This is a genomic window from Pseudomonas sp. BIOMIG1BAC, from assembly GCF_001705995.2.
In the GTDB taxonomy this organism is placed as follows: domain Bacteria; phylum Pseudomonadota; class Gammaproteobacteria; order Pseudomonadales; family Pseudomonadaceae; genus Aquipseudomonas; species Aquipseudomonas sessilinigenes.
Genome location: NZ_CP049045.1, coordinates 5,676,076 through 5,702,280 on the forward strand (window position 1 = coordinate 5,676,076; position 26,205 = coordinate 5,702,280).

Here is a 26,205-nt window from a genome sequence, read left to right on the forward strand (position 1 = left end):
ACCCAAGATGATCAGCTATGCTTGCGCAGCGAAGGGAAACGAAAGTGGTTCAACTCCCCATGGATATCAATTTCACCAACCGCCTGTCCTATAAACAGGCTCGGCTCACCGTGGTGGTGGGTTTCATTCTGGGGACCGCGCTCAGTCTGCTGCAAATCGGCATCGATTATGCCAGCGAAGACGCCTCCATCAATCGTGAAATCCATGCGTTACTGGAAATCAGTCACAATCCGGCCTCACGGATCGCCTACAACATCGATTCCGAACTGGCCCAGGAATTGACCCTGGGCCTGCTGCGCTCCCCGGCAATCATCCGTGCGCAGTTGATCGACAACAACAATACCTTGCTGGCCAATGTCGAGCGCCCACCGCTGCAAAGCCGCTACCGGGCCATCAGCGACTTCCTGTTCGGCGCCGACCGCCAGTTCGAGGATCGCCTGTACCTCAGCCACCTGCCGGAGGAGTCCCTGGGCTCCCTGCACCTGGATGTCGACACCTACGCTTTCGGCAGCCGCTTCCTGCGCCGCGCCGAAGTCACCCTGATCAACGGGTTTGCCCGCAGCCTGATCCTCACCGGGATTCTCCTGGGGTTGTTCTACGTGATGCTGACCAAGCCCTTGGTCGGTGTGATCCGCGAGCTCAGCAGCCGCGACCCGCGCAGTGCCCAGCAGGCCAAGCTGGAGTTTCCTCCTGGCCATGAAAACGACGAGGTCGGGGTGCTGGTCAAGGTCGCCAACCAGCAGTTCGAGATCATGACCACCGAAATCCAGCAGCGGCGCAATGCCGAAAATCGCCTGACCGAGTACCTCGGGCAGCTGGAGAACATCGTTTCGGCCCGTACCACCGAACTCAAGGCCAGCAATGCCCGCCTCAGCCAGTCCAACGAAGAACTGGAAGCGGCGCGACGCACAGCACTGGACATGGCCCAGGCACGTGCTGCGTTCCTGGCCACCATGAGCCACGAGATCCGCACCCCACTCAACGGCCTGCTGGGCATGATCGCCTTGTCCCTGGACAGCCCGCTGAACCCGGAGCAACGCCAGCAACTGTCCATTGCCCACGACTCCGGCAAGGTCCTGGTGGAATTGCTCAACGATATCCTCGATATGTCCAAGTTCGACGCCGGGCAACTGGAGCTCGAGCACATTCCCTTCGATCTCGGGGTCCTGGTGGAGGACACCGCCAACCTGCTGTCGCAGAACGCGGCGGCCAGCGTCGAGTTGGCTTGCCTGATTGCCCCGGACTTCCCCGCGCTGGTCCTGGGGGACCCAACGCGAGTGCGGCAGATTGTCAGCAACTTACTGTCCAATGCCCTCAAGTTCACGCGTTTCGGCCGGGTCGATGTGCGCCTGAGTACCCTGGGCGATGGAGTACGTATCGAAATCTGCGATACCGGCATCGGTATCGCCCAGGAAGCCCAGGCCAAGATCTTCCAGCCCTACACCCAGGCAGGTGCCGGCATTACCCGGCAATTTGGCGGCACCGGGCTGGGCCTGGCACTGACCTATAATCTCTGCGAGGCCATGAACGGCCGCCTGAGCATCAGCTCGGAAGTCGGCTTCGGCAGCCAGTTCTGCGCGGACCTGCCACTGCCATGCCACACCCCGGCGACACCGCTGCCGATGCTGTCCGGCAAGATCATTGCCATCACCGATGCCGGCAGCGGCCTGGCGGAACTGCTGGACAGCCTGCTGCCGGCCTGGGGCCTGAGCTACCAGCGGTGCAATATCGAGGACTCCCTGGCCGGGCGGCATCCCGACCTGCTGATTACCGACTGCCCGGAATGCCTGTTCGGCCTGCGCCCGGCCATCAATGCGCCGATCCTGCTGGTGACCGCCTACGGCAGCTTCCTGCCCAGCGAGCAGGCCAGTGCCCTGGCACCGCTGCAACAACAGGCGCGGCCGCTGGCGCGCAATGCGCTGTATCAGACCTTGCGGCGCTCACTGCAGGCCGAGCCCGTCACGCTCAACGATGCACAGCTGGAAATGCCGGCGCAGATCCGCCGGGCGAACATCCTGCTGGTAGAAGACAACCCGGTGAACCAACTGGTGGCCAAGGGCATGCTGAGCAAGCTGGGGTGCTCGGTCACCGTGGCCGCCCATGGCCTGGATGCGCTCAACCAGCTGGAACACAGCGCCTTCGACCTGATCCTGATGGATTGCAACATGCCGGTCATGAACGGCTACGAGGCCAGCCGGCAGATCCGCCGCAGCGGGCGCTGGCCGGACCTGCCGATCATCGCCCTGACCGCCAACGCCATGCCCGAGGAGCGCGAGCGCTGCCGTGCTGCCGGGATGAGCGACTACCTGGCCAAGCCCTTCCGGCGTGAAGAGCTGATCGCCCTGCTGGACCTCTGGGTACCGACTACGACAAAGCTCTGATCTGTTGCAGCAAGCGATCGAGGCCATCACGCAACTGGCCCAGATTGTCCAGATCGACTCCGCTGTCGCACAACAGCGCCGCCTTGAGCGGCGGGACTTGCTCGCGCAGGGCCAGTCCCGCCTCGCTCAGGCTCAGGTGCACCTCGCGCTCATCACGACCGGAGCGCCGGCGTTGCACCAGTTGCAGTTGTTCCAGGCGCTTGAGCAAGGGGGTCAGGGTGCCGGAGTCCAGCGCCAGCCGCTCGCCCAGGGCCTTGACCGTCGGCAGGGGCGGAGGCTGTGCATACCACTCCCACAACACCAGCATCACCAGGTATTGCGGGTAAGTCAGGCCCAGGCGATCGAGCATCGGCTTGTAGCCGCGCACCACGGCCCGGGATGCGGCATACAACTTGAAGCACAGTTGGCTATCGAGCTTGAGTGAGTCCACGGGCGAGTCGTTCATTTGAGCAGGGCTTCGATCTCTCGAGTCAGGTCCTGGGGCTTGGTGGTCGGAGCGAAACGCTTGACCAGCCGTCCCTCACGATCGATCAGGAACTTGGTGAAATTCCACTTGATCCCCTGGGACCCCAGGAGCCCGGGAGCCCGCTTCTTCAACTGGACGAACAATGGATGGGTACCCTCGCCATTGACCTCGATCTTCTTGAACAGCGGGAAGCTCACGCCATAGTTCAACTCACAGAACTCGGAGATCGCATCCTCGTCGCCCGGCTCCTGCTTGCCGAACTGATTGCACGGAAAACCCAGAACCACCAGGCCCTGGTCCCGGTAGGTCTGCCACAGTTCCTCCAGCCCCTTGTACTGGGGCGTGAATCCGCACTTGCTGGCGGTATTGACCACCAGCACGGCCTTGCCAGCGAAATCCGCCAGGGTTTTCTGCTCACCCTTGATGGTGGTGCAGGGAATGGTCAGCAACGCATCGGTCATGGCAGCAACTCCATTGAAGGTTGGGAACGGATAAAAATAGCGCTCAATTAGATTGCGCACAATTTAAATAATGAAAAAATAGGCCCCATGGAGCCCAATACCAGCCAGTCAAGCGAGGCGAACCCTGCAGGAGCGAAGCTTGCTCGCGATGGACTTCAGAGCGCTGCGTTTATCCAGTCAATAAGCGCTAACGTTAACGACCATCGCGGGCAAGCCACGCTCCCACCCTTTCCTTAGTTGATCGGCATTACTCCATGGAGCCGTCCTTTCGCCTAGCGCGCTACCAGGTCCAGGCAGACGGAGTTGATGCAGTAGCGCAGGCCGGTGGGCGGCGGGCCATCCGGGAACACGTGGCCCAGGTGGGCATCGCACTTGGCACAGACCACTTCGGTGCGGATCATGCCGTGGCTCAGGTCGCGGATCTCGATCATCGCGCTATCGGCGATGGGCTCGTAGAAGCTCGGCCAACCACAACCGGAATCGAATTTGGCCCTGGAGTCGAACAGCGGCTCATTGCAACAGATGCAGTGGTACACCCCATCGGTCTTGGTGGCGTTGTACTTGCCCGAGAACGGACGTTCGGTGCCCTTGAGCCGGCAGACGTTGTACTGCTCGGGATCGAGCATGGCCCGCCATTCTTCCAGGGTTTTTTCCAGCTTTTCCATGGTCCTTCCTCTGCAACGGAAAAAGCCCGATCTGTATCTTTTCCACGGATCGGGCGGCACGTATGATTGCGCCTCGTCAGACGCCAGTCTGGCAGCCGCGCTACACCCATTCAAACGGATTCTGCCGCAGCCGGCGCGAGCTACAGCCGGTGTCACACGGCAGGATTCCCAGTACGGTAGTTCATCCTCCGCCTGGATCGTTCATTTTCGGGAACACATCGCCATGCAGGTCAGCAAATCGAACAAGCTCGCCAACGTCTGTTATGACATTCGCGGCCCAGTGCTCAAGCACGCCAAACGCCTGGAAGAGGAAGGCCATCGCATCCTCAAGCTGAACATCGGCAACCCGGCGCCCTTTGGTTTCGAGGCACCGGACGAGATTCTCCAGGATGTGATCCGCAACCTGCCGACCGCCCAGGGCTACAGCGACTCCAAGGGCCTGTTCAGCGCACGCAAGGCTGTGATGCAGTACTACCAGCAGAAGCAGGTGGAAGGCATCGGCATCGAGGATATCTACCTGGGCAACGGCGTATCCGAGCTGATCGTAATGGCCATGCAGGCCCTGCTCAACAATGGCGACGAAGTGCTGGTCCCGGCCCCCGACTATCCACTGTGGACCGCCGCGGTGAGCCTGGCCGGTGGCAATCCGGTGCACTACCTGTGCGACGAGCAGGCCAACTGGTGGCCCGACCTCGCCGACATCAAAGCCAAGATCACCCCGAACACCAAGGCCCTGGTGATCATCAACCCGAACAACCCCACCGGCGCCGTGTACCCCAAGGAAGTGCTGCTGGGCATGCTGGAGCTGGCGCGCCAGCACAACCTGGTGGTGTTCTCCGACGAGATCTACGACAAGATCCTCTACGATGACGCCGTGCATATCTGCACCGCCTCCCTGGCCCCGGACCTGCTGTGCCTGACCTTCAACGGCTTGTCCAAGTCCTACCGCGTGGCGGGCTTCCGCTCCGGCTGGGTGGCCATCTCCGGTCCCAAGCACCACGCCCAGAGCTACATCGAAGGCATCGACATGCTGGCCAACATGCGCCTGTGCGCCAACGTGCCCAGCCAGCATGCGATCCAGACCGCCCTGGGCGGCTACCAGAGCATCAACGACCTGGTCCTGCCGCCTGGCCGCCTGCTGGAACAGCGCAACCGCACCTGGGAACTGCTCAACGACATTCCCGGGGTCAGCTGCGTCAAGCCCATGGGCGCACTGTATGCCTTCCCGCGGATCGACCCGAAAGTCTGCCCGATCCACAATGACGAGAAGTTCGTCCTCGACCTGCTGCTTTCGGAAAAGCTCCTGGTCGTCCAGGGCACAGCCTTCAACTGGCCGTGGCCGGACCACTTCCGCGTAGTCACCCTGCCTCGGGTCGACGACCTGGAACAGGCCATTGGCCGGATCGGCAATTTCCTCAAGTCCTACCGTCAATAATTCTGATAACGCAGTGCGATCCTTCGCTGATCGCACTGCGATTAATTCAGCAACACATCTTCGCTGACCTTCTCCGCCCCCCTCTACTAAGCTTGCACTTTCCATCGCATCCACTGTCACAGGGTCTGCATTGCAACCAGGTGATGACTGCGTGCGAGGGTTGGTCATGAAGCTGTCACGCCAGCGTCATCTCCTTTTCCATGCGACATAGTTTGAAATAGAAGCTGTATTGAATAGGGCGTTGTCGCGCCTTATATACCCCGCGGTACGCAACATCTTTAGCTTGAGGAGATTTCTACAACCATGATGCGAATCCTGCTGTTTTTGGCCACTAACCTTGCGGTCGTGCTGATTGCCAGCATCACCCTGAGCCTTTTCGGCTTCAACGGGTTCATGGCGGCCAACGGGGTTGATCTGAACCTCAATCAGCTGCTGATTTTCTGTGCGGTCTTCGGGTTCGCCGGTTCGCTGTTCTCGCTGTTCATCTCCAAGTGGATGGCGAAGATGAGCACCAGCACGCAGATCATCACCCAACCGCGCACCCGCCATGAACAATGGCTGCTGCAGACCGTTGAACAACTGTCCCGCGAGGCTGGCATCAAGATGCCGGAGGTCGGGATCTTTCCGGCCTACGAAGCGAATGCCTTCGCCACCGGCTGGAACAAGAACGACGCCCTGGTAGCCGTGAGCCAAGGCTTGCTGGAGCGCTTCTCGCCAGACGAAGTGAAGGCCGTGCTGGCCCATGAGATCGGCCACGTCGCCAATGGCGACATGGTCACCCTGGCATTGATCCAGGGCGTGGTGAACACCTTCGTGATGTTCTTCGCGCGGATCATCGGCAACTTCGTCGACAAGGTGATCTTCAAGAACGAAGAAGGCCAGGGAATTGCCTACTACGTGGCGACCATCGTCGCCGAACTGGTCCTGGGCATCCTGGCCAGTGCCATCGTGATGTGGTTCTCACGCCAGCGCGAGTACCGTGCCGATGAAGCTGGCGCCCGCCTGGCCGGCACCAATGCGATGATCGGCGCCCTGCAGCGCCTTCGTTCGGAGCAAGGCCTGCCAGTGCACATGCCCGACACCCTGAATGCCTTTGGCATCAACGGTGGCATCAAGCAAGGCTTGGCTCGCATGTTCCTGAGCCACCCGCCACTGGAAGATCGCATCGACGCCTTGCGTCGCCGCGGTTGATCCGCAGTACGGCAACCAGCAAAAGGGCGACGCAAGTCGCCCTTTTGCATGGACTCAGGAACGCTCAGCGTTCACGCTGCTTCTCCAGGCGATAGACCCGCTCCACCAGGCGGGTGACGCCGCCCTGGAGAAACTTCCAGCTCTCACCCAGGATGTCCCGTTCGGTCTCCACCTGCAGTTGCCAACTGCCCTCCAGACGCTGTCGGACCTCATCATCCAGTACCGCGAATGGCGGCCCGTCCAGCTGGGCCTGATCGTAGTCCATGGTAATCAGCAGGCCACGAGTACCAGCTGGCAAAAGGCCGTTGAGGTGTGCGCTATAGCGCTGGCGCATTTCCTGGGGCAAGGCAATCATCGCCGCACGATCGTACAAGGCCGTGCAATCGGCGATGTCCTGGGCGGTCAGGGCGAAAAAATCGCCACGCCAGATCTGGATCGGCCCCTGGGCATAGACCGTGAACGCTCCTTGCTGGCGGATCTCTGGTTGCAGTTGATGCTCATGGAAAAAATCCTCCACGGCCTTCTGCGACAGCTCGATACCCAACACCTGATGCCCACGATCGGCGAGCCAGAGCAAATCCAGGCTCTTGCCGCACAGCGGCACCAGCACCCGGCTCTGCGCTGCCAGGCCAAGGCCTGGCCAGTACTGCTGCAGATAGGGGTTGACCTCTGTCGAATGAAAACCGATCTGCCCCTGTTCCCAGCGTTTGTGCCAAAAATCTGCTTGCATGAGACACCCTTGGAATTCGATCAAAAAGCCCTAAAACTTATATTAGATTTAGATCGATGACCTGATTGAAGATGGCGCATCTTAACCCTCAGGACCTTCTTCATGCTCCCCAGCCTGTTCATTTCCCACGGCTCCCCCATGCTGGCCCTGGAACCCGGCGAAAGCGGTCCGGCATTGGCCCGCCTGGCCGCACAGCTACCACGCCCCCGGGCGATCCTGGTGGTATCGGCCCACTGGGAAAGCAGCGACTTGCGAGTCAGTGCCCACCCGCATCCAGAAACCTGGCACGACTTCGGCGGTTTCCCGGCGGCCTTGTTCGCCGTGCAGTATCCCGCCCCCGGAAGCCCCGAACTGGCCGCGCAAGTCGTGCAGCTGCTGGGGGCCAACGGCCTCGTGGCACAACTGGACGAGCACCGCCCTTTTGATCACGGCACTTGGGTACCGCTATCGCTGATGTATCCACAAGCAGATATCCCGGTCGTGCAACTGTCGCTCCCCAGCCAGCAAGGACCGGCCCTGCAGACTCGCATCGGCCACGCCTTGGCCAGCCTGAGGGCCCAGGGCGTACTGTTGATCGGCTCCGGCAGCATCACCCACAACCTGCGGGAACTGGACTGGCATGCCGGCCCGGAAAGCGTCGAACCCTGGGCCAAGGCCTTTCGCGACTGGATGATCCAGCACCTGGCTGCCAATGACGAGAGTGCCCTGCACGCCTATCGACAACAGGCCCCCCATGCCGTACGCAGCCACCCAAGCGATGAACACCTGCTACCGCTGTACTTCGCCCGAGGCGCCGGCGACACGTTCGGCCTGGTCCATCAAGGCTTCACCCTGGGTGCGCTGGGCATGGATATCTATCGCTTCGATTGAACAGCTGGCGCAGCAGGCAAAAAAAATCCCCGAACCAGTCGGGGATTTCTTTGCCTGATCAATCAGCTCGCGAGCCGATCAATCTTCGCGGTAGCGACGCAGCTTGAGCTGCTTGCCAGCTACGCGGGTGTCCTTGAGCTTGGTCAGCAAACGATCCAGGCCTTCTTCCGGCAGTTCTACCAGGCTGAAGCTGTCACGCACCTGGATCCGGCCGATGGCTTCACGAGCCAGGCCACCCTCATTGAGGATCGCCCCCAGCAGGTTCTTGGCGGCAATACCATCGCGCGCACCCAGCGCAGTACGGCAACGGGCACGGCCCTCAGCCAGCGGCATCGGTGCGCGACGCTCACGCTCGCCACGCTCAGGACGATCACCATAGCGCTCGGAACGCTCGCCACGCGGAGCGCTGTTCGGCACCAGCGGACGCTCTTTCTCGATCGCTGCCAGGTTCAGCGCCTGACCATTGGTAGCCTTGCGCAGCAGAGCCGCAGCCAGGGCACGCGGGCTGCAACCGATATCGGCAGTCAGGCGGTCCAGCAGGTCGCCATGGGTCGCTTCAGCATCGGCAACCAGCGGCGACAGGCTGTTGGTCAGCTTCTTGATGCGCGCATCGAGAACGGCTTGGGCATCGGGCAGTCGAACTTCGGCAACCTTCTGGCCAGTCACGCGCTCGATCACTTGCAGCATGCGACGCTCACGCGGGGTCACCAGCAACAGGGCACGGCCTTCACGACCGGCACGACCGGTACGGCCGATGCGGTGCACGTAGGATTCCGGATCGTAGGGCATGTCCACGTTGAATACGTGGGTGATGCGCGGTACGTCCAGGCCACGGGCGGCAACGTCGGTAGCCACAACGATGTCCAGGCGGCCATCCTTGAGGGAATCGATCACGCGCTCGCGCTGGTTCTGGGCGATGTCGCCGTTCAGCGCAGCGGCTTTGTAGCCTTTGGCTTCCAGGGCACTGGCCAGGTCCAGGGTGGCTTGCTTGGTACGCACGAACATGATCAGGGCGTCGAAATCTTCGACTTCCAGCAGGCTCAGGACCGCGCCAGTCTTCTGGTCGGCGTGAACCAGCAGGTGAGCCTGCTCGATCGCGGTAACGGTCTGGGTCTTGCTCTGGATCTTGACGTGTTTCGGATCCTTCAGGTGACGCTCGGCGATCGCACGGATCGACTGCGGCAGAGTGGCCGAGAACAGTACGGTCTGACGGGACTCCGGCATGGCCTTGAAGATCACTTCCAGGTCATCCATGAAGCCCAGCTTGAGCATTTCGTCGGCTTCGTCGAGAACCAGGTGGTTCACGGTAGCCAGGACCTTCTCGTCACGACGCAGGTGGTCGCACAGACGGCCAGGGGTGGCGACAACGATTTGCGCGCCATTACGGATTGCTTTCAATTGTGGGCCCATCGGCGCACCGCCATAGACGGCCACAACGGTCACGCCAGGCATTTGCTTGGCGTAGGTTTCGAAAGCAGTTGCTACTTGCAGCGCCAACTCACGGGTTGGGGCCAGGATCAGAGCTTGCGGCTCGCGCTTGGACGGATCGATGCGGTTCAGGATAGGCAGGGCAAAGGCAGCGGTCTTACCGGTACCGGTTTGCGCCTGGCCAATCATATCGTGACCGGCAAGGATGATCGGAATCGACTGCTGCTGAATGGCCGAAGGCTCTTCATAGCCGGTAGCGACTACTGCAGCGACAATATTGGGATGAAGTTCAAGAGCGGCGAAGCCGCCGATTTCCTGGGTCATGGGTCTGCCTCTAAGTGCATCCGCAAAGACCCATGCTCCAAAGCTGCGCATGCCGTGTAAGACTCGGAGAGTCACCCTGGCAGCTTTGTCGGCGGGGATTTGCGAAAACGATTGAAAGAAATGAACGTCAAGGATAGCCCGCGAAGCGGACAAGCAGCCGAAGCTGACTTCGGGGAAATGCGTTACCTAAACGGGGCCCGGTTAAAGGCCGGCGCGCACTATACCGGAATTACTTAAAAAAGGGAGTTTTTTTTGTCGGAAAAATCCGCTCAACCCCCGATTACCACAGGCTTTGCGCAGACTCGGGCGGCACGCTACTTTTGCTCAAGCCCCGGGTAAATGGGCGCCTCGCTTAATCGGTTCACCTTTATTCGCCAAATCATCCCACAGCCGCCCTTTTGTCTTCCAAGGACAACCCCCTATGAATCAGCCCAGCGCCAGTCGCGTCAGCCGTGAACAACGTGGCCATCTGTTCCTCATCGGCCTGGACCGGATTGCCAAGCGCAACGCTTTCGATCTGGAACTACTCAATCAATTGAGCCTGGCCTACGGCGAATTCCAGGCCGACAGCCAGGCACGTGTCGCGGTGGTCTTCGCCCATGGCGAGCACTTCACCGCCGGGCTGGACCTGGCCAATGTAGCCGCCGCCCTGGCCCAGGGCTGGCAGGCGCCTCCTGGCGGTTGCGACCCTTGGGGCGTGTTCGCCGGGCCGCGGGTAAGCAAGCCGGTGATCACAGCGGTGCAAGGCTATTGCCTGACCATCGGCATCGAACTGATGCTGGCCGCCGACATCAACCTGTGCGCCAGCAACACCCGCTTCGCCCAGATGGAGGTGCAAAGGGGCATCCTCCCATTCGGTGGTGCCACCTTGCGCTTGCCGCAACTGGCCGGATGGGGCAACGCCATGCGCTGGTTGTTGACCGGGGATGAATTCGATGCCCACGAGGCCCTGCGGATGGGGCTGGTGCAGGAAGTCATGGCCAGCGAAGACCTGTTGCCACGAGCTATCGAACTGGCACAACGCATCGCCCAACAGGCGCCACTGGGGGTCCAAGCCACACTGTTGTCGGCGCGCCAGGCGCGCCTCGAGGGAGAGACCGCAGCCGCCCGGGGCTTGCCCCCCTTGGTGCAGAAGCTGATGAACAGCGACGATGCCAAGGAGGGCATAAGGGCCATGCAGGAAAAACGCCCGGGATCGTTCAAGGGCTGCTAACAGCACCCGCAAAACGATCTCAGGTAGCCGGGCGGATGTCCTTGATCAGCGATTGCAACGAATAGCCCAGGCGCGGCGCCAGGGCCTCGGCCCTGGCCACCAGGCCCGGCATGTCCAGATCCTGCTCCAGGTCGGCTGGCACGATCAGGATCACATTGCCCTCCTTCACCGGCAGCTCCCAGTAATGCCGGTGATACAGGCCACGCAACAACGCCGCCCCCAAGGGCTTGCCGTCATCGGTGGCCCACTGGTTGATCACCAGCCAACCGCCGGGGTTGAGACGCTTCTGGCAGTTTTCCAGAAACCCCCAGGCCAGATGGCCGACACCTGGGCCAACATCGGTGTACAGGTCGACGAAAATCAGGTCGGCAGGCTCGGCGCTGTCCAGCAATTCCAGGGCATCGCCAATCCTTATATAAAGCCGTGGATCATCATCCAGTCCCATGTACTCGATGGCCAGGCGCGGTACATCCGGACGCAGTTCGATAGCCTCGACGTCCTCCAGGGGCAGGAACTTCAGGCACGCCTGGGTCAGGGTGCCGGCGCCCAGCCCGAGAAACAGGGCACTTTCAGGTGCGGCATGGCACAACGCACCGATCAACATGGCGCGGGTGTAGTCATACTCCAGCCAACTGGGGTCTGCGGTGAACACGCAGCTTTGCTCGATGGCCTCGCCAAATTCGAGAAAGCGATAATCGGCCACTTCCAGGACCCGGATCATGCCGAACTCGTCGTGAACTTCGGCGAGCACTCGCTCGACGCGCTCCTCAGTCATTTCATCTCCTAATGCACCGGTGCGAACCTTGCCGGTGCCATGAACCAGCCGCTCGATGGCGAGCGCAAAGGCGCGATTGTCGACCAAGCCCGATAAGCAGGTCACGCATTAATTTGCTGCTAACATGCCTACCCCACCGTAACGCAATCGAGTACGCGATGAGCCAACCCTGGACCCCCGACAGCTGGCGCGCCTTGCCGATCCAGCAACAGCCCCATTACCCCGATGCTGCACACCTGCTCCAGGTGGAGCAGACCCTTGCCAGCTATCCACCACTGGTCTTCGCCGGGGAAGCCCGGGAGTTGCGCCGCCAGTTCGCCGAAGTCACCCAGGGTCGTGCCTTCCTGCTGCAAGGCGGTGATTGCGCCGAGAGCTTTGCAGAATTTTCCGCGGCGAAGATTCGCGATACCTTCAAGGTGCTGTTGCAGATGGCGATCGTCATGACCTTCGCTGCCGGCAGCCCGGTGGTCAAGGTCGGGCGCATGGCCGGCCAGTTCGCCAAGCCACGCTCGGCCAACGACGAGACCATCAATGGCGTGACCCTCCCGGCTTACCGTGGCGATATCGTCAATGGCATCGGCTTCGATGAAAAAAGCCGGGTACCGGATCCCGATCGCCTGCTGCAGTCCTACCACCAGGCCACCGCCACCCTCAACCTGTTGCGGGCCTTCGCCCAGGGCGGTTTCGCCGACCTGCACCAGGTGCACAAGTGGAACCTGGACTTCATCGCCAACTCGGCACTGGCCGAGAAATACAGCCAATTGGCGGACCGCATCGATGAAACCCTGGCGTTCATGCGGGCCTGCGGCCTGGACAGCTCGCCACAATTGCGCGAAACCAGCTTCTTCACGGCCCACGAAGCACTGCTGCTCAACTACGAGGAAGCCTTCGTCCGCCGCGACAGCCTGACCAACGACTATTACGACTGCTCGGCGCACATGCTGTGGATCGGTGATCGCACCCGGCAACTCGATGGTGCGCACGTCGAGTTCCTGCGCGGGGTGAACAACCCGATCGGGGTCAAGGTTGGCCCAAGCATGGATACCGAGGAGCTGATCCGCCTGATCGACATCCTCAATCCCAGCAACGACCCAGGCCGCCTCAACCTGATCGTTCGCATGGGGGCGAACAAGGTGGGCGAGCATCTGCCACGACTGATCCGTGCGGTGGAAAGCGAAGGCAAGCAAGTGCTGTGGAGCTCGGACCCGATGCACGGCAACACCATCAAGGCCAGCAGCGGCTACAAGACCCGGGACTTCGCCCAGATCCTCAGCGAGGTCAAGCAGTTCTTCCAGGTGCACCAGGCCGAGGGCAGCTACGCCGGCGGCATTCATATAGAAATGACCGGGCAGAATGTCACCGAGTGCATTGGCGGTGCGCGCCCCATTACCGAAGATGGCCTGTCGGACCGCTACCACACCCATTGCGATCCGCGGATGAACGCCGACCAGTCCCTGGAGCTGGCATTCCTGATTGCCGAGACCCTGAAACAGGTCAAGCGCTGAGTCCGGCCAGGACCTGCTACGGCCTTCGCGGGACGCCCTCGCGAAGGCTTCAGGCCAAGAGCTTGCGCAAACGCTGTGCCCCCTCTCGCGGGCAGTTCAATTGAATGTCCGCCAGGCCCAACCAGTCAGCCATCTGCCGTAGCTGCCCGGCCAGCGCCTGCATTCCAGGTTCGTCCAGCCCCACCGCCTCTTCATGCACCGCATGCACCGCCAGTCGCCCCTGGGCACGCTCAGCCCGCAGGTCGACCCGGGCAACAATGCGCTCATCGTGCAGAAATGGCAGTACGTAGTAGCCATAGACCCGCTTGTGCAGCGGTGTGTAGATCTCCAGCCGATAGCGGAAATCGAACAGGCGCTCGGTGCGGCTGCGCTCCCAGATCAGCGAATCGAACGGCGATAGCAAGGCACTGGCGCCAACCTTGCGCGGCACCTTGAACTGGGGCAGGCAGTAAGCCGGCTGCCGCCACCCCTGAACCTCACAGGCCAGCAGCTCGCCAGACTCCAACAACTCGGCCAGGCGAGCGCGGCTATCGGCAGGATCGAGGCGAAAATAATCACGCAGGTCCTTTTCCGTCGCCACCCCCAGGGCCGTTGCCCCTTGCACCAGCAATTGGCGCTGGGCCTGGGCCTCATCCATTAGCGGCTGCTGGAGGATGGCCTGGGGAATGACCCGCTCCGGCAAATCGTACAGTCGCTCGAACCCCCGTCGCCCGGCCACCGTCACCTCACCAGCGGCGAACAGCCATTCCAGAGCATGCTTTTCATCGCTCCAGTCCCACCAGGGCCCTGCCCGCTCCTCGCGACTGGACAGGCTGCCAGCGCCCAGGGCGCCCTGCGTCTGCACTGCCGCCAGTACCCGGCTGATCGTGGCCTGCTGCTCCCGGCCGAACCGCGCCAGCTGGGAATAGATACCCTGGCCCTGACGGGCTCGCTGCATGCGCCAGCGCATCAGTGGATACATGGACATCGGCAACAGCGACGCTTCATGCCCCCAGTACTCGAACAAGGTACGCTGCCGCCCCTGGCTCCAGGCAGCCTGATCCAGCAACTGCTGTGGATAACTGCCAAGACGGGAGAACAACGGCAGGTAATGGGCGCGAACCAACGCATTGACCGAATCGATCTGCAGTAGCCCCAGGCGCTCTATCTGCTGGTTGAGGCGTGCCGCCTTGATCGATGCCGGCGGCCGCCGCCCGCCAAATCCCTGGGCGGCCAAGGCCAGTCGTCGAGCCTGCTTGAGCGAAAAAGAATGGGCTACGGGCATGGATTCCTCCTTGTCTGAGCGCACGCTAACGCACCGACAACCGATTTGGGTAGCCACTCCTACGCTCATTTATGCATCGGGTCGTCCCAGAATGGGCGAACCCTCTCATGCTCGACATCCACTCGGGTGAGCCCCAGGTCCTTGAGCGCCTCGTCACTGAGACTGGCAAGCATCCGGCGCTCGTGACCCAGGGTGTACCAGCGGGCCACCTTGTGCCACAAGACACTGAGCGACAACCCTTGGAAGGGTGTTTTATGGACGAGTACAAAACCCTTTTGACCTTTCATCATCTTGCCCTCCAGTGGGGATGACGCCAGTGTCTGCCCAGGAATAAGATCAATCCAACGAATGTTTCTTATGCCGAACATCTCAGGATTTGATGAATGTCTCAGTTCCCCAGTATCGATACCGAAGTGCTGCGTACCTTCGTCGCCATTGCCGATGAAGGCGGTTTTACCCGGGCTGGCGAACGGGTCAATCGCACCCAGTCTGCGGTCAGCATGCAGATGAAGCGCCTGGAGGAGGATGTGCTGCAACGCCAGCTGTTCCAGCGCGATGGCCGCCAGGTCAAGCTGACCGCCGAGGGGCAGGTGCTGCTGGGCTATGCCCGGCGCATCCTGAAACTGCATAGCGAGGTGTTCAACACCTTGCGTGAGCCGCACATGGTGGGATTGGTGCGCATCGGCACCCCGGACGACTATGTGATGCGCTTTTTACCGGGAATTCTCTCGCGCTTCGCCCAAAGCTACCCATTGATCCAGGTCGAGGTGCATTGCGAGTCCTCCAGGCAGCTGTTGCAACGCCAGGACCTGGACCTGTCCATCGTCACCCGGGAACCTGGCAACGAGATCGGCCAACTGTTGCGCAAGGAGCGTTTCGTCTGGGCCGCGGCCCAGTGCTTCAGCGCACATGAACAGTCGCCCATGCCCTTGGCGATGTTCAACAGCGATTGCTTTTGCCGGGTGTGGGCCTGCAATGCCCTGGACGCTGCCGGCCTGGACTATCGGATCGCCTACAACAGCTCAAGCCTGTCGGCGATCATGGCGGTGGTCAGCGCAGGGCTCGCCGTCACCGCGCAACTGGAAAGCCTGATCACGCCGGACATGCGCATCCTCGGTGAGGCCGAAGGGCTGCCCCTGCTGCCAGAGGCGAGCATCATGCTCTTGCGCAACCTCAACAAACCCTCGCCCATTACCGAATGCCTGGCCGAGCATATCGTCGAAGGCTTCAAAGCTTGAGGCCCAGCATCACTGCGCACACCACCAGGAAGCCACAGAACAGGGCACGCAACAGGCGCTCCGGCAAGGCATGGGCGACCCTTACCCCCCAACTGATACTCAACAGGCCACCTGCCGCCAGCGGCAAGCCCACCTGCCAATCCACTTCATGATGGATACCGTAGGTCACCAGGGTCACCGCCGTGCTGGGCAGGGCCAAGGCCAGGGACAGGCCCTGGGCCACCACCTGGGTGGTGCCGAAAATACTGGTCAGCACAGGCGTGGCGACCACCGCACTGCCAACGCCGAACACGCCCCCCAGCGCTCCGGAAGCTGCGCCCAGGGCACCCAGCCAAGGCCAGGAGTAGCGCATCTGCGATTGAGCCGGGGCACTGGAACTGAACATGCGCAACAAGTTGTAGGCTGACAGGGCCAGTAGAAAGACGACGAAGATGGTACGCATCGATTGGGGATCGATCCCCACGGCCCAGATCGACCCGAGCCAGGCGAAACTGAACCCCATCAGCGCCAGGGGCGCGGCATGGCGCGCGGCGATACGGTTGTGCTGGTGATACCGCCACAGCGCCAGCATCACGTTCGGCACGACCATCACCAGGGCAGTCCCCTGGGCAATCTGCTGGTCCAGGCCGAACAGCACCCCCAGCACAGGGATGGCGATCAGCCCCCCACCGATACCAAACAGACCGCCCACTGTCCCCAGCACTGCGCCCAACAACAGATACATCGCTAACTCGATCAATGCCGCACTCCTCACCTGAGGCCTTGCATGCTACGTAGCTGGCCCTGGTACGGAAACGCATAGCAACGCACAATGGCTTTGCTGTTTTCGCATAAGCGAGTCGACCATGAATCCCAATACCCTGACTGAACAACTGGGGCTGTTTATCGATGTGCTGGAGGCAGGCAGCTTTTCTGCCGCCTCACGCCGCCACCCCCTGACACCTTCGGCCGTGGCCCGACGTATCGACAGCCTGGAGAAGGCCGTGGGTACCACCCTGTTCATGCGCACCACCCATGCGGTAGTCGCCACCGCGGCCGGCCTGGCATTCGCCGAACGGGCTCGACGGATCGTCGCCGAACTGCAACTGGCACGGGCCGAAGCCGTTTCCTTGAGCCATGCCCCGGAAGGCCTGATCCGCATCGACGCCCCGGCCGCCTTCGGGCGACGCCACTTGGCTCCCGCCATTGCCGACTTCCTGGTGCTCTACCCAGGCCTGGACGTGCAACTGCACCTGATCGACAGCTTCATCGACATGCAGGGCGCACACCTGGGCAAGGTGGACCTGGTCCTGCGGGCGGGACAACAGGTGGATACACGCATGGTCGCCACGACATTGGCCAGCATCGTGCGCATTGCCTGCGCCAGCCCGGCCTACCTGAAGAACCGTGGCACTCCCCGGCATCCATCCGAGCTCGATCAGCACGACGGGCTCGACTGGGATGGCCTTGCCCCACTGTTTGCCTGGCGCTTCGAACTCGACGGCCAGTTGCAGAGCCATCGTCCCCAGCGCATCCGCTTTAGTGCCAACAATGCCGAAGCCTTGCTGTCCGGGGCCTTGGCCGGGTTAGGTATCGCCCACTTGCCCACCTGGCTGGCGAGCGAATACCTGTTGCGCGGGGAATTGGTACCGTTGTTCTGCGAAGGTGGCCTGCCAAAGCCAGAAACCGCTGGTATCTACGCCTTGCGCATGGAGCAGCACCCCAATGCTCGCAGCCGGCTATTGCTGGAGTACCTCAAGAGCCGATTCAGCCCGGTGCCGCCCTGGGACCTGGCATTGCAGAGCAGCATGGGCTGAGCTTCGGCATAATTACCTGGCGCATTAAAGGCTTGCCCGCTAGATTCAAGATCATTAACGATCAAGGCTCCAACATGACCACTGAACACACCGCCCTGCCGCCCTGCGAGCAACTGTTGCTGGATAACCAGTTGTGCTTTGCCCTGCACTCCACTTCGCTGCTGATGACCAAGGTCTATAAACCTTTACTGCAGCAATTGGGCCTGACCTATCCGCAATACCTGGCGATGTTGGTGCTGTGGGAGCGGGATGGGCTGACCGTCGGCGAAATCAGCCAGCGCCTGCTGACTGACCCCGGGTCCCTGACCCCTTTGCTCAAGCGCCTGGAGGCCGAGGGATTGCTCAGCCGTACCCGCAGCCGTGAAGACGAACGGGTGGTGATCGTCGAACTGACCGAGCAAGGCCGCGAGCTGCAGGCCAAGGCCCGGGATATTCCCCAGTGCATCCTGGGTGCCAGTGGCAGGACAGTGGAACAACTGCGCCACCTGCAGGCAGAACTGCAGATTCTACGCAGCCACCTGCAAGACAGCCTGTAAGGCACGGGCAGCCACCCGAGCTGCCTCAAAAAATATCTCATTAAAAATCAATAGATTAGACCTCTATAGAGGTCTTTTTGTGTTTGCGTTCGAAAAATTATCTTGCGCACAAAATATTTGAGCGATAAATTAATTTCGAAATTACTTAACGCGCAAATAATTTGCGAGCAACCGAAGAGGCTGAACCCATGCAAACTCTCTATACCGCTGTTGCAACCGCTACCGGTGGCCGTGATGGCCGCGCCGTTTCCAGCGACAACATTCTTGACGTCAAGCTGGCCACTCCCAAGGAGCTGGGTGGCGCAGGTGGCCAGGCCACCAACCCGGAACAGCTGTTCGCCGCCGGTTACTCGGCTTGCTTCATCGGCGCCCTGAAGTTCGTCGCCTTGCAGAGCAAGCGCAAGATTCCAGATAACGCCTCGATTACCGCCAAGGTCGGTATCGGCCAGATCCCCGGCGGTTTCGGCCTGGACATCGACCTGCATGTCAGCCTGCCCGGGCTGTCCCAGGAGGACGCCCAGGGCCTGGTGGATGCGGCGCACCAGGTTTGCCCCTACTCCAACGCCACCCGTGGCAATGTCGATGTGCGCCTGCACGTAACGGTCTGACACGATAAATCCCAGGCATAAAAAAGCCCGACTCAAGGTCGGGCTTTTCATTTACAGGATCGAACCAGGATTAAACCTTGGCGCGGCCCTTGTAAGAACCGCCTTCGCGGGTATCGATCTCGATCCAGTCGCCGATCTCGATGAAGTCGGCAACGCTCAGCTCGGTGCCGTTCTTCAGTTTGGCAGGCTTCATCACCTTGCCCGAAGTGTCGCCGCGAGCGGAACCTTCGGTGTAGTCGACCTGGCGCACGATGGTGGTCGGCAGGTCAACGGAAACCAGGCGGCCTTCGAAGAACACAGCTTCACAGACGTCAGTCATGCCTTCTTCGATGAATGGCAGAACGGCCTCGATGTCTTCGGAGTTCAGCTCGTACATGGTGTAGTCAGTGGTGTCCATGAACGTGTAGGTGTCGCCGCTGATGAACGACAGGGTCGCTTCTTTGCGATCCAGGATCACGTCGTCCAGCTTGTCGTCCGCACCGTAGACGGTTTCGGTCTTGTAACCGGTCAGCAGGTTCTTCAGCTTGGTCTTCATGATCGCACTGTTACGACCCGACTTGGTGAATTCAGCCTTCTGAACCAGCCAAGGATCGTTGTCGATACGGATCACGGTACCGGGTTTGAGTTCTTTACCAGTTTTCATTACGAATATCCGAATTTGGATGGGATTTACAAAAATCTAGGCCGCGTATCATATCCAATTTAGGTAAAACTGCACCAGCGCCGCAGCAAGATCGGTCTGCGAGCCTTGTTCCAGACACCACTGTTCGGCATGCGCGGTGATTTGCGGCCAGTGTTGCAGGGCGTTTTTCCAGGCTTGGGCCATCCCGGACTCGGTATTCCAGGCCTGCCACAGCGCCAGTACTGCGGCCCGGGCTTCAGGGGACAGGGACCGGGTGTAAAGCGCAAGGAAGGCCTCGAGCTTGTCCAGGTGGATATCCTCGTCCTGGCGATAGATATGCCAAAGCATGGGCCGCCCCGCCCATTGCGCTCGTACGAAGGAGTCTTCACCACGCACGGCGTTGAAGTCGCAGCACCACAACAGGCGGTCGTAGTCTTCCTGAGGGACAAAAGGCAGGACTTGAATCGTCAGCGAACGGCGAACCGCCAGGTCGCCCGCCCCCAGGGGGGCGACATCCAGCCAGCGCTGGACATCTCCCAGGATGCACCCCTCGGGAACCAGGAGATGGGTGGGGCGAACATCATCGGCCAGGGCATCCAGCCAACTGCCGAGACCGGCATTCTCGTAGGCGAACAACGACATCAGCCTGGCATCGGCTACCGGTGCCACCCCCAGCCCTTGCAGGAATTCCAGTTGGGCCTGGCGATCTCCCTGAAAAGCCTGGCGTCGCCGCAAGAGATCGCTCTCACGCAGCAATCCACCAGTCCCTGGTACGAACCCTGGAAAGAAGAAGTACTTCTGTACCCCGTGAAACTTCACGGAAGGTAAACCATGGCAACCACCGATCCAGTCCTCGGCGCTCAGGTAATCCAGGTTCAGCCACAAGGGCGGCCGTTCACGTTCGGCCATGGCCTCCATATAGGCATGGGGCAATTGGCAGGCGAAGGCAGCGATGACCACATCGGCTGCAGCTACTGGCAACCAGTGTTCGGGCCATTGTCGTACCTCCACTCCCGCTTGCTGCTGGCACTCGCGCCGGATGTCGATCTGCGGACAGATCTTTTCAAAGGCACGCAAGTCATCGACCCACAAGCGCACCTCGCACTCGTGCTCGGCAACCAGTTGCCGCGCCAGGCGCCAGGTCACGCCGATATCACCGTAGTTATCGACGACGCTGCAGAAAATGTCCCAGGAGGCTTTCATTTCGGTCCCCGATTGGCAAAGGCGCCGATTGTCCGCATAAATGCCCCTGCGCAGAAGAGCCAACCTCGATTAATCTTCATGCGACAATCAGCCCTCGTTCAATACTGCCCGCCAGGAGGCAACTACCATGTCCCACCGCCCACCCGCCCGCCGTTCCTTGCGCATCAGCTTCAATGCGTTGGCGCTCAGCGGCAGCATCGCCCTGGGCCTGTGGCTGGGATTCCTGGCGATCGCCCTGACCTGCTGGCTGGCGTCGCACTTTCTCCTCGCCCCGCAAATCGCTCCAGTAGCCCAGGCAGTGCAACGATTGACCCAACCGGCAGCCGTTGCCCCAGAACCGCAGAACCGCATGTTCGAGCAGTATCAGGAAAACCTGCGCAAGAACGAGGAGTTGCAGTCGATGGACAACGCCCGTAGCAATCCGCGCAATCTGTCCAACCCCAAGTGCCAGTTCTGGTTGCAGCAGGACCAAACGGCACCAAGCGAAAAAAGCCGGGCCAATGTCCTGCAATTCTGTAATTGATCATGAATAAACAGTCGGTCTATCAACTGATTCTGCAACAGCTCCAGGACGACCTGCAGATCATCCTGCGGGCGGCACAAACCGCCTACGAAACCGCCACCCACGAAGAGAATATCGCGGAGAACAAGTACGACACCCTAGGGCTGGAAGCCGCTTACCTGGCTGCTGGCCAATCTCGGCGGGTCGAAGAGATCCGCCAGGCGCTGAGCCTCTGGCAGAGCCTGGTACTGCGCCCCTACGAGCCGCAAGCCGGCATCCAGGTCGGAGCCCTTTTGGGCCTGGAAGATGAAAAGGGCCACGAGCAGTGGTTGTTTCTAGGCCCGGACGGCGCCGGCCTGAAAGTCCAGGTCGTCGGTCAGCTGGTCACCGTGATCACCCCGCGCTCTCCCCTGGGCGCGAGCTTGCTGGGCAAATTCGAAGACGACGAGGTGGAGATCGTGGTGGCGGGCTCTCGGCAACAATTCACTGTCACCGAGGTCCGCTAGGCGGGCAGGATCAGTGGACAGGCAACTCGACACCGTCGAACAGCTCTTCCAGCTCCTGCTTGTTGTGGCACTGGATGGCCTTGGCCATCACTTCACGCGTCAGGTGCGGGGCGAACTTCTCGATGAAGTCGCACATGAATCCGCGCAGGAAGGTGCCACGACGGAACCCGATCTTGGTGATGCTCGACTCGAACAGCTCGCTGGCATCCAGCACCACCAGATCGCTATCGAGCTTGGTATCCACCGCCATCTTGGCGACGATGCCCACTCCCAGTCCCAGACGGACATAGGTCTTGATCACGTCGGCGTCGGCGGCGGTAAATACGACCTTGGGGGTCAGGCCGCGATGGCTGAAGGCCTCGTCGAGCTTGGAACGACCAGTAAAACCGAAGACATAGGTCACGATCGGATACTCGGCCAGGGTTTCCAGAGTCAGCTTCGGCAGTTTGGTCAGGGGATGGCCTTGAGGGACGACCACGCAGCGGTTCCAGCGATAGCACGGCATCATCACCAAGTCGCCGAACAGCTCCAGGGCTTCGGTGGCGATCGCGAAATCCACAGTGCCATCGGCGGCCATCTCCGCGATCTGCATGGGCGAGCCCTGATGCATGTGTAGCGCAACATCCGGATACTGTTTGATGAAGCTGCTGATCACCGGCGGCAAGGCATAACGCGCCTGGGTATGGGTGGTCGCGATGGACAGGGTGCCTTTTTTCTCGTTGGAGAATTCCTGGGCGATCTGCTTGATGCTCTCGACCTTGCGCAGGATCTCGCCAGCAGTGGTGATGATCCTTTCGCCAGCCGGAGTCACCCGGGTCAGGTGCTTGCCGCTACGAGCGAAGACCTCGACGCCCAGTTCGTCCTCCAGCAGGCGGATCTGTTTGCTGATACCTGGTTGCGAGGTGTAGAGGCTTTGGGCAGTAGCGGAAACGTTGAGGTCGTGGTGCGCCACTTCCCAGATGTAGCGCAATTGTTGGAGCTTCATATCAATCCCTCAAAGCAGAAAGACGCCACGGGTATCAGCGACGGTATATAACTATATTAATGGTCAGGAGAATAAATCTAGAACTTTTATTCAGAATTTTCCATTCTGACTTCAAGCATCTCCCTGACGTCTTCGCTGCACCAGAGGCACCAGGTAAACCGGCACTTTCGCTAACTGCAGGACCCGCGCCGCCGTGCGCCCCAAAGGGGTTTGTGCCCCGACGCCATGGCTGTGACTTCCTACGATCAGCAAATCCACCGAGAGTTTCGCCGTCTGCTCAAGAATCACCTGGGAGGGATCGCCCTGCAGGACACGCACCGACTGGATCAAAGACAGGTCCTGCATCCCTTCCCCCAGCTCTTCGCGAAAGCTATCAAGCACCCGCTGCTCGATATTGGCCATGACCGTATTCAGGCCCTGGCGATGAAACTCATTCAGCGACTGCTCGTCCAGGTAGCTCTGGAGCACCGATTCAGCGAACAGTCCCATGGGCTCCACAGCGTGGACTACATGTAAGTCGGCATTGAACGTTCGAGCCAGCTCCAGGGCATGCTGCATCACAAAAGGGGCGTACACCCCGAGGTCAGTGGCATACAGCATCGAACGAATCATATGACCTCCTCAACTGCCAAGATGGCGGAGATTGATTCAGCTTAGCAGTGCCTGGATGCATGGGAGGCCGCGGCCTCTACGGGTTTGGATAGACTCAGGTACTGGCTTCATTACTGATGCCATGGGGCACATGACCGGTGGCCACTACTTCGCGTGCCAGTTCGCAGTGCCCTGCCTGGTCATCGAAGAAGACATCGGCAGCAAAAGCCTCGAGGAAGGCGGCCTTCTCCAGCCCTCCGAGGAACAGCGACTCGTCCAGGCGGATGTTCCACTCGCGCAGGGTGCGAATCACCCGCTCATGGGCCGGAGCCGAACGTGCAGTGACCAAGGCGGTGCGGATCGGACAGGCATCAACGGGAAACTCGCCCTGGAGCAGATTCAGCGCCGCCAGGAAACCCTTGAATGGCCCACCTGGCAGGGGCTCTCGGGCTGATTGCCGCTCACTGGCCTGGAACGCCTCGAGGCCTCCGGACTGGTAGATGCGTTCCGAGACATCGGAGAACAACACCGCATCACCGTCGAAAGCGATACGCAACTCACCATTTTCAGCGCGTCGCGCACCACCCGACAGGATAGTGGCCGCAGCGAAACCGGCATCCAGCGCATTGCGCACATCTTCGGCATGGGTCGAAAGAAACAGGTCGCTGGCAAAAGCGGCCAGGTAGGGATAGGGACTGCGCCCGCCGACGAACGCAGCCCGGGAGATGGCCAGGCCGTAGTGCTGGATAGAATTGAAGACGCGCAAGCCGGTATCGGCACTGTTACGAGAAACCAGCACCACCTCGACCCTCTCCCGGCCCAGGCTGGCATTGAGGTTCAAGAGTTTTTTCACCAGAGGGAAGGCATCACCTGGCTCGAGAACCTCTTCTTCGTGCTCGATCTGGTACTGCCGATAAGCCTCAACGCCTTGGGCCAGGTACACCTTGTGACTGTCACCCAGGTCGAACAACGCCCGTGACGAAATCGCTACCACCAGCTTGCCATCCAGGCCCTTGGCCATGCTCCGTCCTCTTGAGGGTGATGAACCGGGCTCAGGAACGATACCGGTCGATGAAACCCAGGGCCTGGTACAGCGCCCGGATCTTGGGCAACTCGCAACCAGCGGCCCGTGCCGCAGCCAGTGGTGCAGCATAGATTGCCTGCAGTTCCAGGGGGCGCCGATGCAGAAAATCATGGTACATGCTCGGCCAGTAATCGGGCATGTGCTCGGTAGACCTGAACAACTGCTGGGCATAGGCCGCCGGAATGACATGGCCACAAGCCGCAGCCCCCTGCAGCACCTCTTGCATCAGGTCCTGGATCAGTTGGCGAATGTCCGGATCCGCCATCAGCGCAGTGGTGCTGGCCCTGAGCAATACCGATAGGCCGTTGTAGGGCACATTCCATACCAGCTTCTGCCAACGCGCCTGGTGCAGGTTGTCCATGGCCTGGGAGTCGAGCCCGGCCTCCCGGAACAGCCCTGCGCCTTCCTCGACAATCGCCCGGGTCAAGGCCGGATCGACAGCAGCCGGACCGCTGTGATAACCCAGGTTCACCGCCCCCAGCGCCTGGTGCTCTATCTGGCCGGGCCCTGCACGATGGACACAAATAAAGCACAAGCCGCCCAACAGATGCAGCGAATCGGGTAATGCACTACGCAACGCATCCTCGACATCCAGGCCATTCTGCAGCAACAGGACCTTGGCCCCGGGAGCCGCAGCCTGGACGATCGCCGGCGCCAACTGCAGGTTACTGGTCGTCTTGGTCCCTACGAGCAACCAGTCGCAAGGAGGCATGTCTTCGGCGCGGACATAAGCCTGCACCGGATTCAGGCTCAAGATGCCATGCTGGGCATGGTTGAGACGCAGCCCCTGCTCCAAGACCGCCGGGAACTCGCTGCGCATTAAAAAGTGCACGTCAAAACCGGCCCGTGCCAGCATCACCCCGTAAAAGCCTCCAATCGCTCCAGTGCCGATAATGCCAACCCGCGGTTTACGACGTGCATCCATCAAGGCAACTCCTCTGGTAATCGTTGCAACGCTTGACGCAGGCTCTCGGTGAGTTCCCTGTACGTCAACCGCGACTCTAGGCCCCCATAAAACTCGGCATCGCGCACCACGAACAAGGCCGGCAGGTGAAAGACCTGATAACGCTCCACCGCTCCACCATTGTCACCGGCATCGACCCAGCACAAGCGGTCGATCGGCAGTCCCAGCGCTGGCAATTGCGCCCGGGCCCAGCGACAGCCAGCACAGCCGGGGCTGGTGAAAACCACCAGGGACACCCCTTTCAGTCCCAGCAAGGTCTGGTCGATGTCGAGATCGGTCAGTTCCGATTCGAACACTATACTGGGGGAAACAATGTCAAATGGACGACACTCGGAGTCTGCGGTCATGGGACGTTTTCTGCCTCATCCTGATGATGTTCCGGTTGAGCTGACATTACGCAAGCATGCCTGTATCTCGCGCCAGCGGCTGCACACTATCAGTCTCGGCGGCATGGCGTGCAATTACCACCGGGCCTGGCGCCGGGGCACCGCCCTCGAAGTCCACATGCCGACACTGGGGGAGAATGCCCGCTATAACGGCTACGTCGCCTGGTGCCTGAAACGCAAGCGCGGCTATCTGGTGGGCATCGCCTTCGTCGACGAGCAAACCCTGTTCAGCGCGCGCATGAGCGAACAGGTCTGCCAGATTGCCCGCTACTGCCGCCAGCATGACGCACAGAGTGAACAGCGATGCATCGAGGCCTTGGCCCTGGATTGGGTCGAACGGCATGCGCAAGACTATTCAGAAGATCGGGTGCATCAGGCTTTTATGCAGCCATAGCCCAATAAAACCGCAGCCAGCCCATTGTCGAGCCACCGCCTAACGCGCTAAGGTTCCGCTCCCCGACGCGCCCAAATCCGCT

The 26,205-nt window shown here is 60.8% G+C and carries 28 protein-coding genes and 1 pseudogene; 13 read left to right on the top strand and 16 right to left on the bottom strand.

What is annotated here, in order from left to right:
* The first annotated feature begins 59 nt into the window (after positions 1-59).
* The gene (locus tag ATY02_RS26110; protein WP_068581633.1) at positions 60-2,381 is read left to right on the top strand and encodes a hybrid sensor histidine kinase/response regulator; all 2,322 of its coding nucleotides are present in this window, start codon (positions 60-62) and stop codon (positions 2,379-2,381) included.
* On the opposite strand, the gene ATY02_RS26115 is transcribed toward ATY02_RS26110, so the two are convergent.
* The 3 genes from ATY02_RS26115 to msrB all read right to left on the bottom strand — a co-directional run bounded on the left by ATY02_RS26115 (position 2,365) and on the right by msrB (position 3,973).
* Positions 2,365-2,826, bottom strand: a complete 462-nt coding sequence (locus ATY02_RS26115) for a MarR family winged helix-turn-helix transcriptional regulator (protein ID WP_068605668.1) — start codon at positions 2,824-2,826, stop codon at positions 2,365-2,367. The genes ATY02_RS26110 and ATY02_RS26115 overlap by 17 nt on opposite strands.
* A complete protein-coding gene (locus ATY02_RS26120; protein WP_068581641.1) occupies positions 2,823-3,308 on the bottom strand; it encodes a glutathione peroxidase in 486 nt (161 codons plus the stop codon). The genes ATY02_RS26115 and ATY02_RS26120 overlap by 4 nt, the downstream gene beginning before the upstream one ends.
* A gap of 272 nt (positions 3,309-3,580) precedes the next feature.
* The gene (gene msrB / locus ATY02_RS26125) at positions 3,581-3,973 is read right to left on the bottom strand and encodes a peptide-methionine (R)-S-oxide reductase MsrB (protein WP_068581644.1); all 393 of its coding nucleotides are present in this window, start codon (positions 3,971-3,973) and stop codon (positions 3,581-3,583) included.
* A gap of 223 nt (positions 3,974-4,196) precedes the next feature.
* Between msrB and ATY02_RS26130 the strand changes: the two genes are divergently transcribed.
* The gene (locus tag ATY02_RS26130; protein WP_068581647.1) at positions 4,197-5,408 is read left to right on the top strand and encodes a pyridoxal phosphate-dependent aminotransferase; all 1,212 of its coding nucleotides are present in this window, start codon (positions 4,197-4,199) and stop codon (positions 5,406-5,408) included.
* Between the two features lie 303 nt (positions 5,409-5,711).
* Positions 5,712-6,599 carry a protease HtpX gene (gene htpX, locus ATY02_RS26135; RefSeq protein ID WP_068581651.1) on the top strand — a complete coding sequence of 296 codons (888 nt, stop codon included), beginning with the start codon at positions 5,712-5,714 and terminating at the stop codon, positions 6,597-6,599.
* Positions 6,600-6,663: 64 nt separating this feature from the next.
* On the opposite strand, the gene ATY02_RS26140 is transcribed toward htpX, so the two are convergent.
* On the bottom strand, positions 6,664-7,329 hold the full coding sequence (locus tag ATY02_RS26140; protein ID WP_068581655.1) for a thiopurine S-methyltransferase: 666 nt from the start codon (positions 7,327-7,329) through the stop codon (positions 6,664-6,666).
* Positions 7,330-7,431: 102 nt separating this feature from the next.
* On the opposite strand from ATY02_RS26140, the gene ATY02_RS26145 reads away from it, so the two are divergent.
* A complete protein-coding gene (locus tag ATY02_RS26145) occupies positions 7,432-8,199 on the top strand; it encodes a DODA-type extradiol aromatic ring-opening family dioxygenase (RefSeq protein ID WP_068581658.1) in 768 nt (255 codons plus the stop codon).
* A gap of 78 nt (positions 8,200-8,277) precedes the next feature.
* Here ATY02_RS26145 and ATY02_RS26150 read toward each other — a convergent pair.
* Positions 8,278-9,985, bottom strand: a pseudogene (locus ATY02_RS26150) (DEAD/DEAH box helicase).
* Positions 9,986-10,372: 387 nt separating this feature from the next.
* On the opposite strand from ATY02_RS26150, the gene ATY02_RS26155 reads away from it, so the two are divergent.
* Complete coding sequence (locus ATY02_RS26155; protein ID WP_068581665.1) at positions 10,373-11,164, top strand: crotonase/enoyl-CoA hydratase family protein; 792 nt, start codon at positions 10,373-10,375, stop codon at positions 11,162-11,164.
* A gap of 19 nt (positions 11,165-11,183) precedes the next feature.
* Here the strand turns inward: ATY02_RS26155 and ATY02_RS26160 are convergent, their stop codons facing one another.
* Positions 11,184-11,939 (bottom strand): spermidine synthase, encoded by a 756-nt coding sequence (locus tag ATY02_RS26160; RefSeq protein ID WP_068581667.1) that lies wholly within the window; start codon positions 11,937-11,939, stop codon positions 11,184-11,186.
* Positions 11,940-12,097: 158 nt separating this feature from the next.
* Between ATY02_RS26160 and ATY02_RS26165 the strand changes: the two genes are divergently transcribed.
* Entirely contained in the window at positions 12,098-13,444 is a 1,347-nt protein-coding gene (locus tag ATY02_RS26165; RefSeq protein ID WP_068581671.1) for a class II 3-deoxy-7-phosphoheptulonate synthase, read from the top strand.
* A gap of 49 nt (positions 13,445-13,493) precedes the next feature.
* Here ATY02_RS26165 and ATY02_RS26170 read toward each other — a convergent pair whose 3' ends face one another.
* Positions 13,494-14,708, bottom strand: a complete 1,215-nt coding sequence (locus tag ATY02_RS26170) for a winged helix-turn-helix domain-containing protein (protein ID WP_068581673.1) — start codon at positions 14,706-14,708, stop codon at positions 13,494-13,496.
* Between the two features lie 65 nt (positions 14,709-14,773).
* Entirely contained in the window at positions 14,774-14,995 is a 222-nt protein-coding gene (locus ATY02_RS26175; protein ID WP_068581726.1) for a DUF1127 domain-containing protein, read from the bottom strand.
* Positions 14,996-15,091: 96 nt separating this feature from the next.
* On the opposite strand from ATY02_RS26175, the gene ATY02_RS26180 reads away from it, so the two are divergent.
* The gene (locus ATY02_RS26180; RefSeq protein ID WP_068581677.1) at positions 15,092-15,946 is read left to right on the top strand and encodes a LysR substrate-binding domain-containing protein; all 855 of its coding nucleotides are present in this window, start codon (positions 15,092-15,094) and stop codon (positions 15,944-15,946) included.
* Here ATY02_RS26180 and ATY02_RS26185 read toward each other — a convergent pair.
* Positions 15,936-16,685 carry a sulfite exporter TauE/SafE family protein gene (locus ATY02_RS26185; protein ID WP_068581681.1) on the bottom strand — a complete coding sequence of 250 codons (750 nt, stop codon included), beginning with the start codon at positions 16,683-16,685 and terminating at the stop codon, positions 15,936-15,938. The two genes, ATY02_RS26180 and ATY02_RS26185, sit on opposite strands and share 11 nt — an antisense overlap.
* 106 nt (positions 16,686-16,791) lie before the next feature.
* Here ATY02_RS26185 and ATY02_RS26190 point away from each other — a divergent pair, with 106 nt between their 5' ends.
* The 3 genes from ATY02_RS26190 to ATY02_RS26200 all read left to right on the top strand — a co-directional run bounded on the left by ATY02_RS26190 (position 16,792) and on the right by ATY02_RS26200 (position 18,886).
* On the top strand, positions 16,792-17,742 hold the full coding sequence (locus tag ATY02_RS26190; RefSeq protein WP_068581685.1) for a LysR family transcriptional regulator: 951 nt from the start codon (positions 16,792-16,794) through the stop codon (positions 17,740-17,742).
* A gap of 74 nt (positions 17,743-17,816) precedes the next feature.
* Entirely contained in the window at positions 17,817-18,278 is a 462-nt protein-coding gene (locus ATY02_RS26195) for a MarR family winged helix-turn-helix transcriptional regulator (protein ID WP_068581689.1), read from the top strand.
* A 188-nt stretch (positions 18,279-18,466) separates the two neighbouring features.
* Positions 18,467-18,886, top strand: a complete 420-nt coding sequence (locus tag ATY02_RS26200; RefSeq protein WP_068581692.1) for an organic hydroperoxide resistance protein — start codon at positions 18,467-18,469, stop codon at positions 18,884-18,886.
* A gap of 70 nt (positions 18,887-18,956) precedes the next feature.
* On the opposite strand, the gene ATY02_RS26205 is transcribed toward ATY02_RS26200, so the two are convergent.
* The gene (locus tag ATY02_RS26205; RefSeq protein WP_068581695.1) at positions 18,957-19,529 is read right to left on the bottom strand and encodes an elongation factor P; all 573 of its coding nucleotides are present in this window, start codon (positions 19,527-19,529) and stop codon (positions 18,957-18,959) included.
* Between the two features lie 48 nt (positions 19,530-19,577).
* The gene (gene earP / locus ATY02_RS26210; RefSeq protein ID WP_068581697.1) at positions 19,578-20,711 is read right to left on the bottom strand and encodes an elongation factor P maturation arginine rhamnosyltransferase EarP; all 1,134 of its coding nucleotides are present in this window, start codon (positions 20,709-20,711) and stop codon (positions 19,578-19,580) included.
* A 127-nt stretch (positions 20,712-20,838) separates the two neighbouring features.
* On the opposite strand from earP, the gene ATY02_RS26215 reads away from it, so the two are divergent.
* A complete protein-coding gene (locus tag ATY02_RS26215) occupies positions 20,839-21,234 on the top strand; it encodes a hypothetical protein (protein WP_068581700.1) in 396 nt (131 codons plus the stop codon).
* A gap of 2 nt (positions 21,235-21,236) precedes the next feature.
* Positions 21,237-21,719 (top strand): GreA/GreB family elongation factor, encoded by a 483-nt coding sequence (locus ATY02_RS26220; protein WP_068581703.1) that lies wholly within the window; start codon positions 21,237-21,239, stop codon positions 21,717-21,719.
* Positions 21,720-21,729: 10 nt separating this feature from the next.
* On the opposite strand, the gene cysB is transcribed toward ATY02_RS26220, so the two are convergent.
* The 5 genes from cysB to ATY02_RS26245 form a co-directional block, all read right to left on the bottom strand.
* Positions 21,730-22,704, bottom strand: a complete 975-nt coding sequence (gene cysB / locus ATY02_RS26225) for an HTH-type transcriptional regulator CysB (RefSeq protein WP_007931387.1) — start codon at positions 22,702-22,704, stop codon at positions 21,730-21,732.
* 111 nt (positions 22,705-22,815) lie between these two features.
* Positions 22,816-23,316 (bottom strand): universal stress protein, encoded by a 501-nt coding sequence (locus ATY02_RS26230; RefSeq protein WP_068581706.1) that lies wholly within the window; start codon positions 23,314-23,316, stop codon positions 22,816-22,818.
* Positions 23,317-23,410: 94 nt separating this feature from the next.
* The gene (locus ATY02_RS26235; RefSeq protein ID WP_068581708.1) at positions 23,411-24,316 is read right to left on the bottom strand and encodes a 5'-nucleotidase; all 906 of its coding nucleotides are present in this window, start codon (positions 24,314-24,316) and stop codon (positions 23,411-23,413) included.
* A gap of 31 nt (positions 24,317-24,347) precedes the next feature.
* A complete protein-coding gene (locus tag ATY02_RS26240; RefSeq protein ID WP_068581711.1) occupies positions 24,348-25,304 on the bottom strand; it encodes a putative 2-dehydropantoate 2-reductase in 957 nt (318 codons plus the stop codon).
* Positions 25,304-25,690, bottom strand: coding sequence for a thioredoxin family protein (locus tag ATY02_RS26245; RefSeq protein WP_068581715.1), 387 nt, complete (start codon positions 25,688-25,690; stop codon positions 25,304-25,306). The genes ATY02_RS26240 and ATY02_RS26245 overlap by 1 nt, the downstream gene beginning before the upstream one ends.
* Here ATY02_RS26245 and ATY02_RS26250 point away from each other — a divergent pair.
* Positions 25,689-26,123, top strand: coding sequence for a PilZ domain-containing protein (locus ATY02_RS26250; RefSeq protein ID WP_068581718.1), 435 nt, complete (start codon positions 25,689-25,691; stop codon positions 26,121-26,123). The genes ATY02_RS26245 and ATY02_RS26250 overlap by 2 nt on opposite strands.
* The last annotated feature ends 82 nt before the right edge of the window (positions 26,124-26,205 follow it).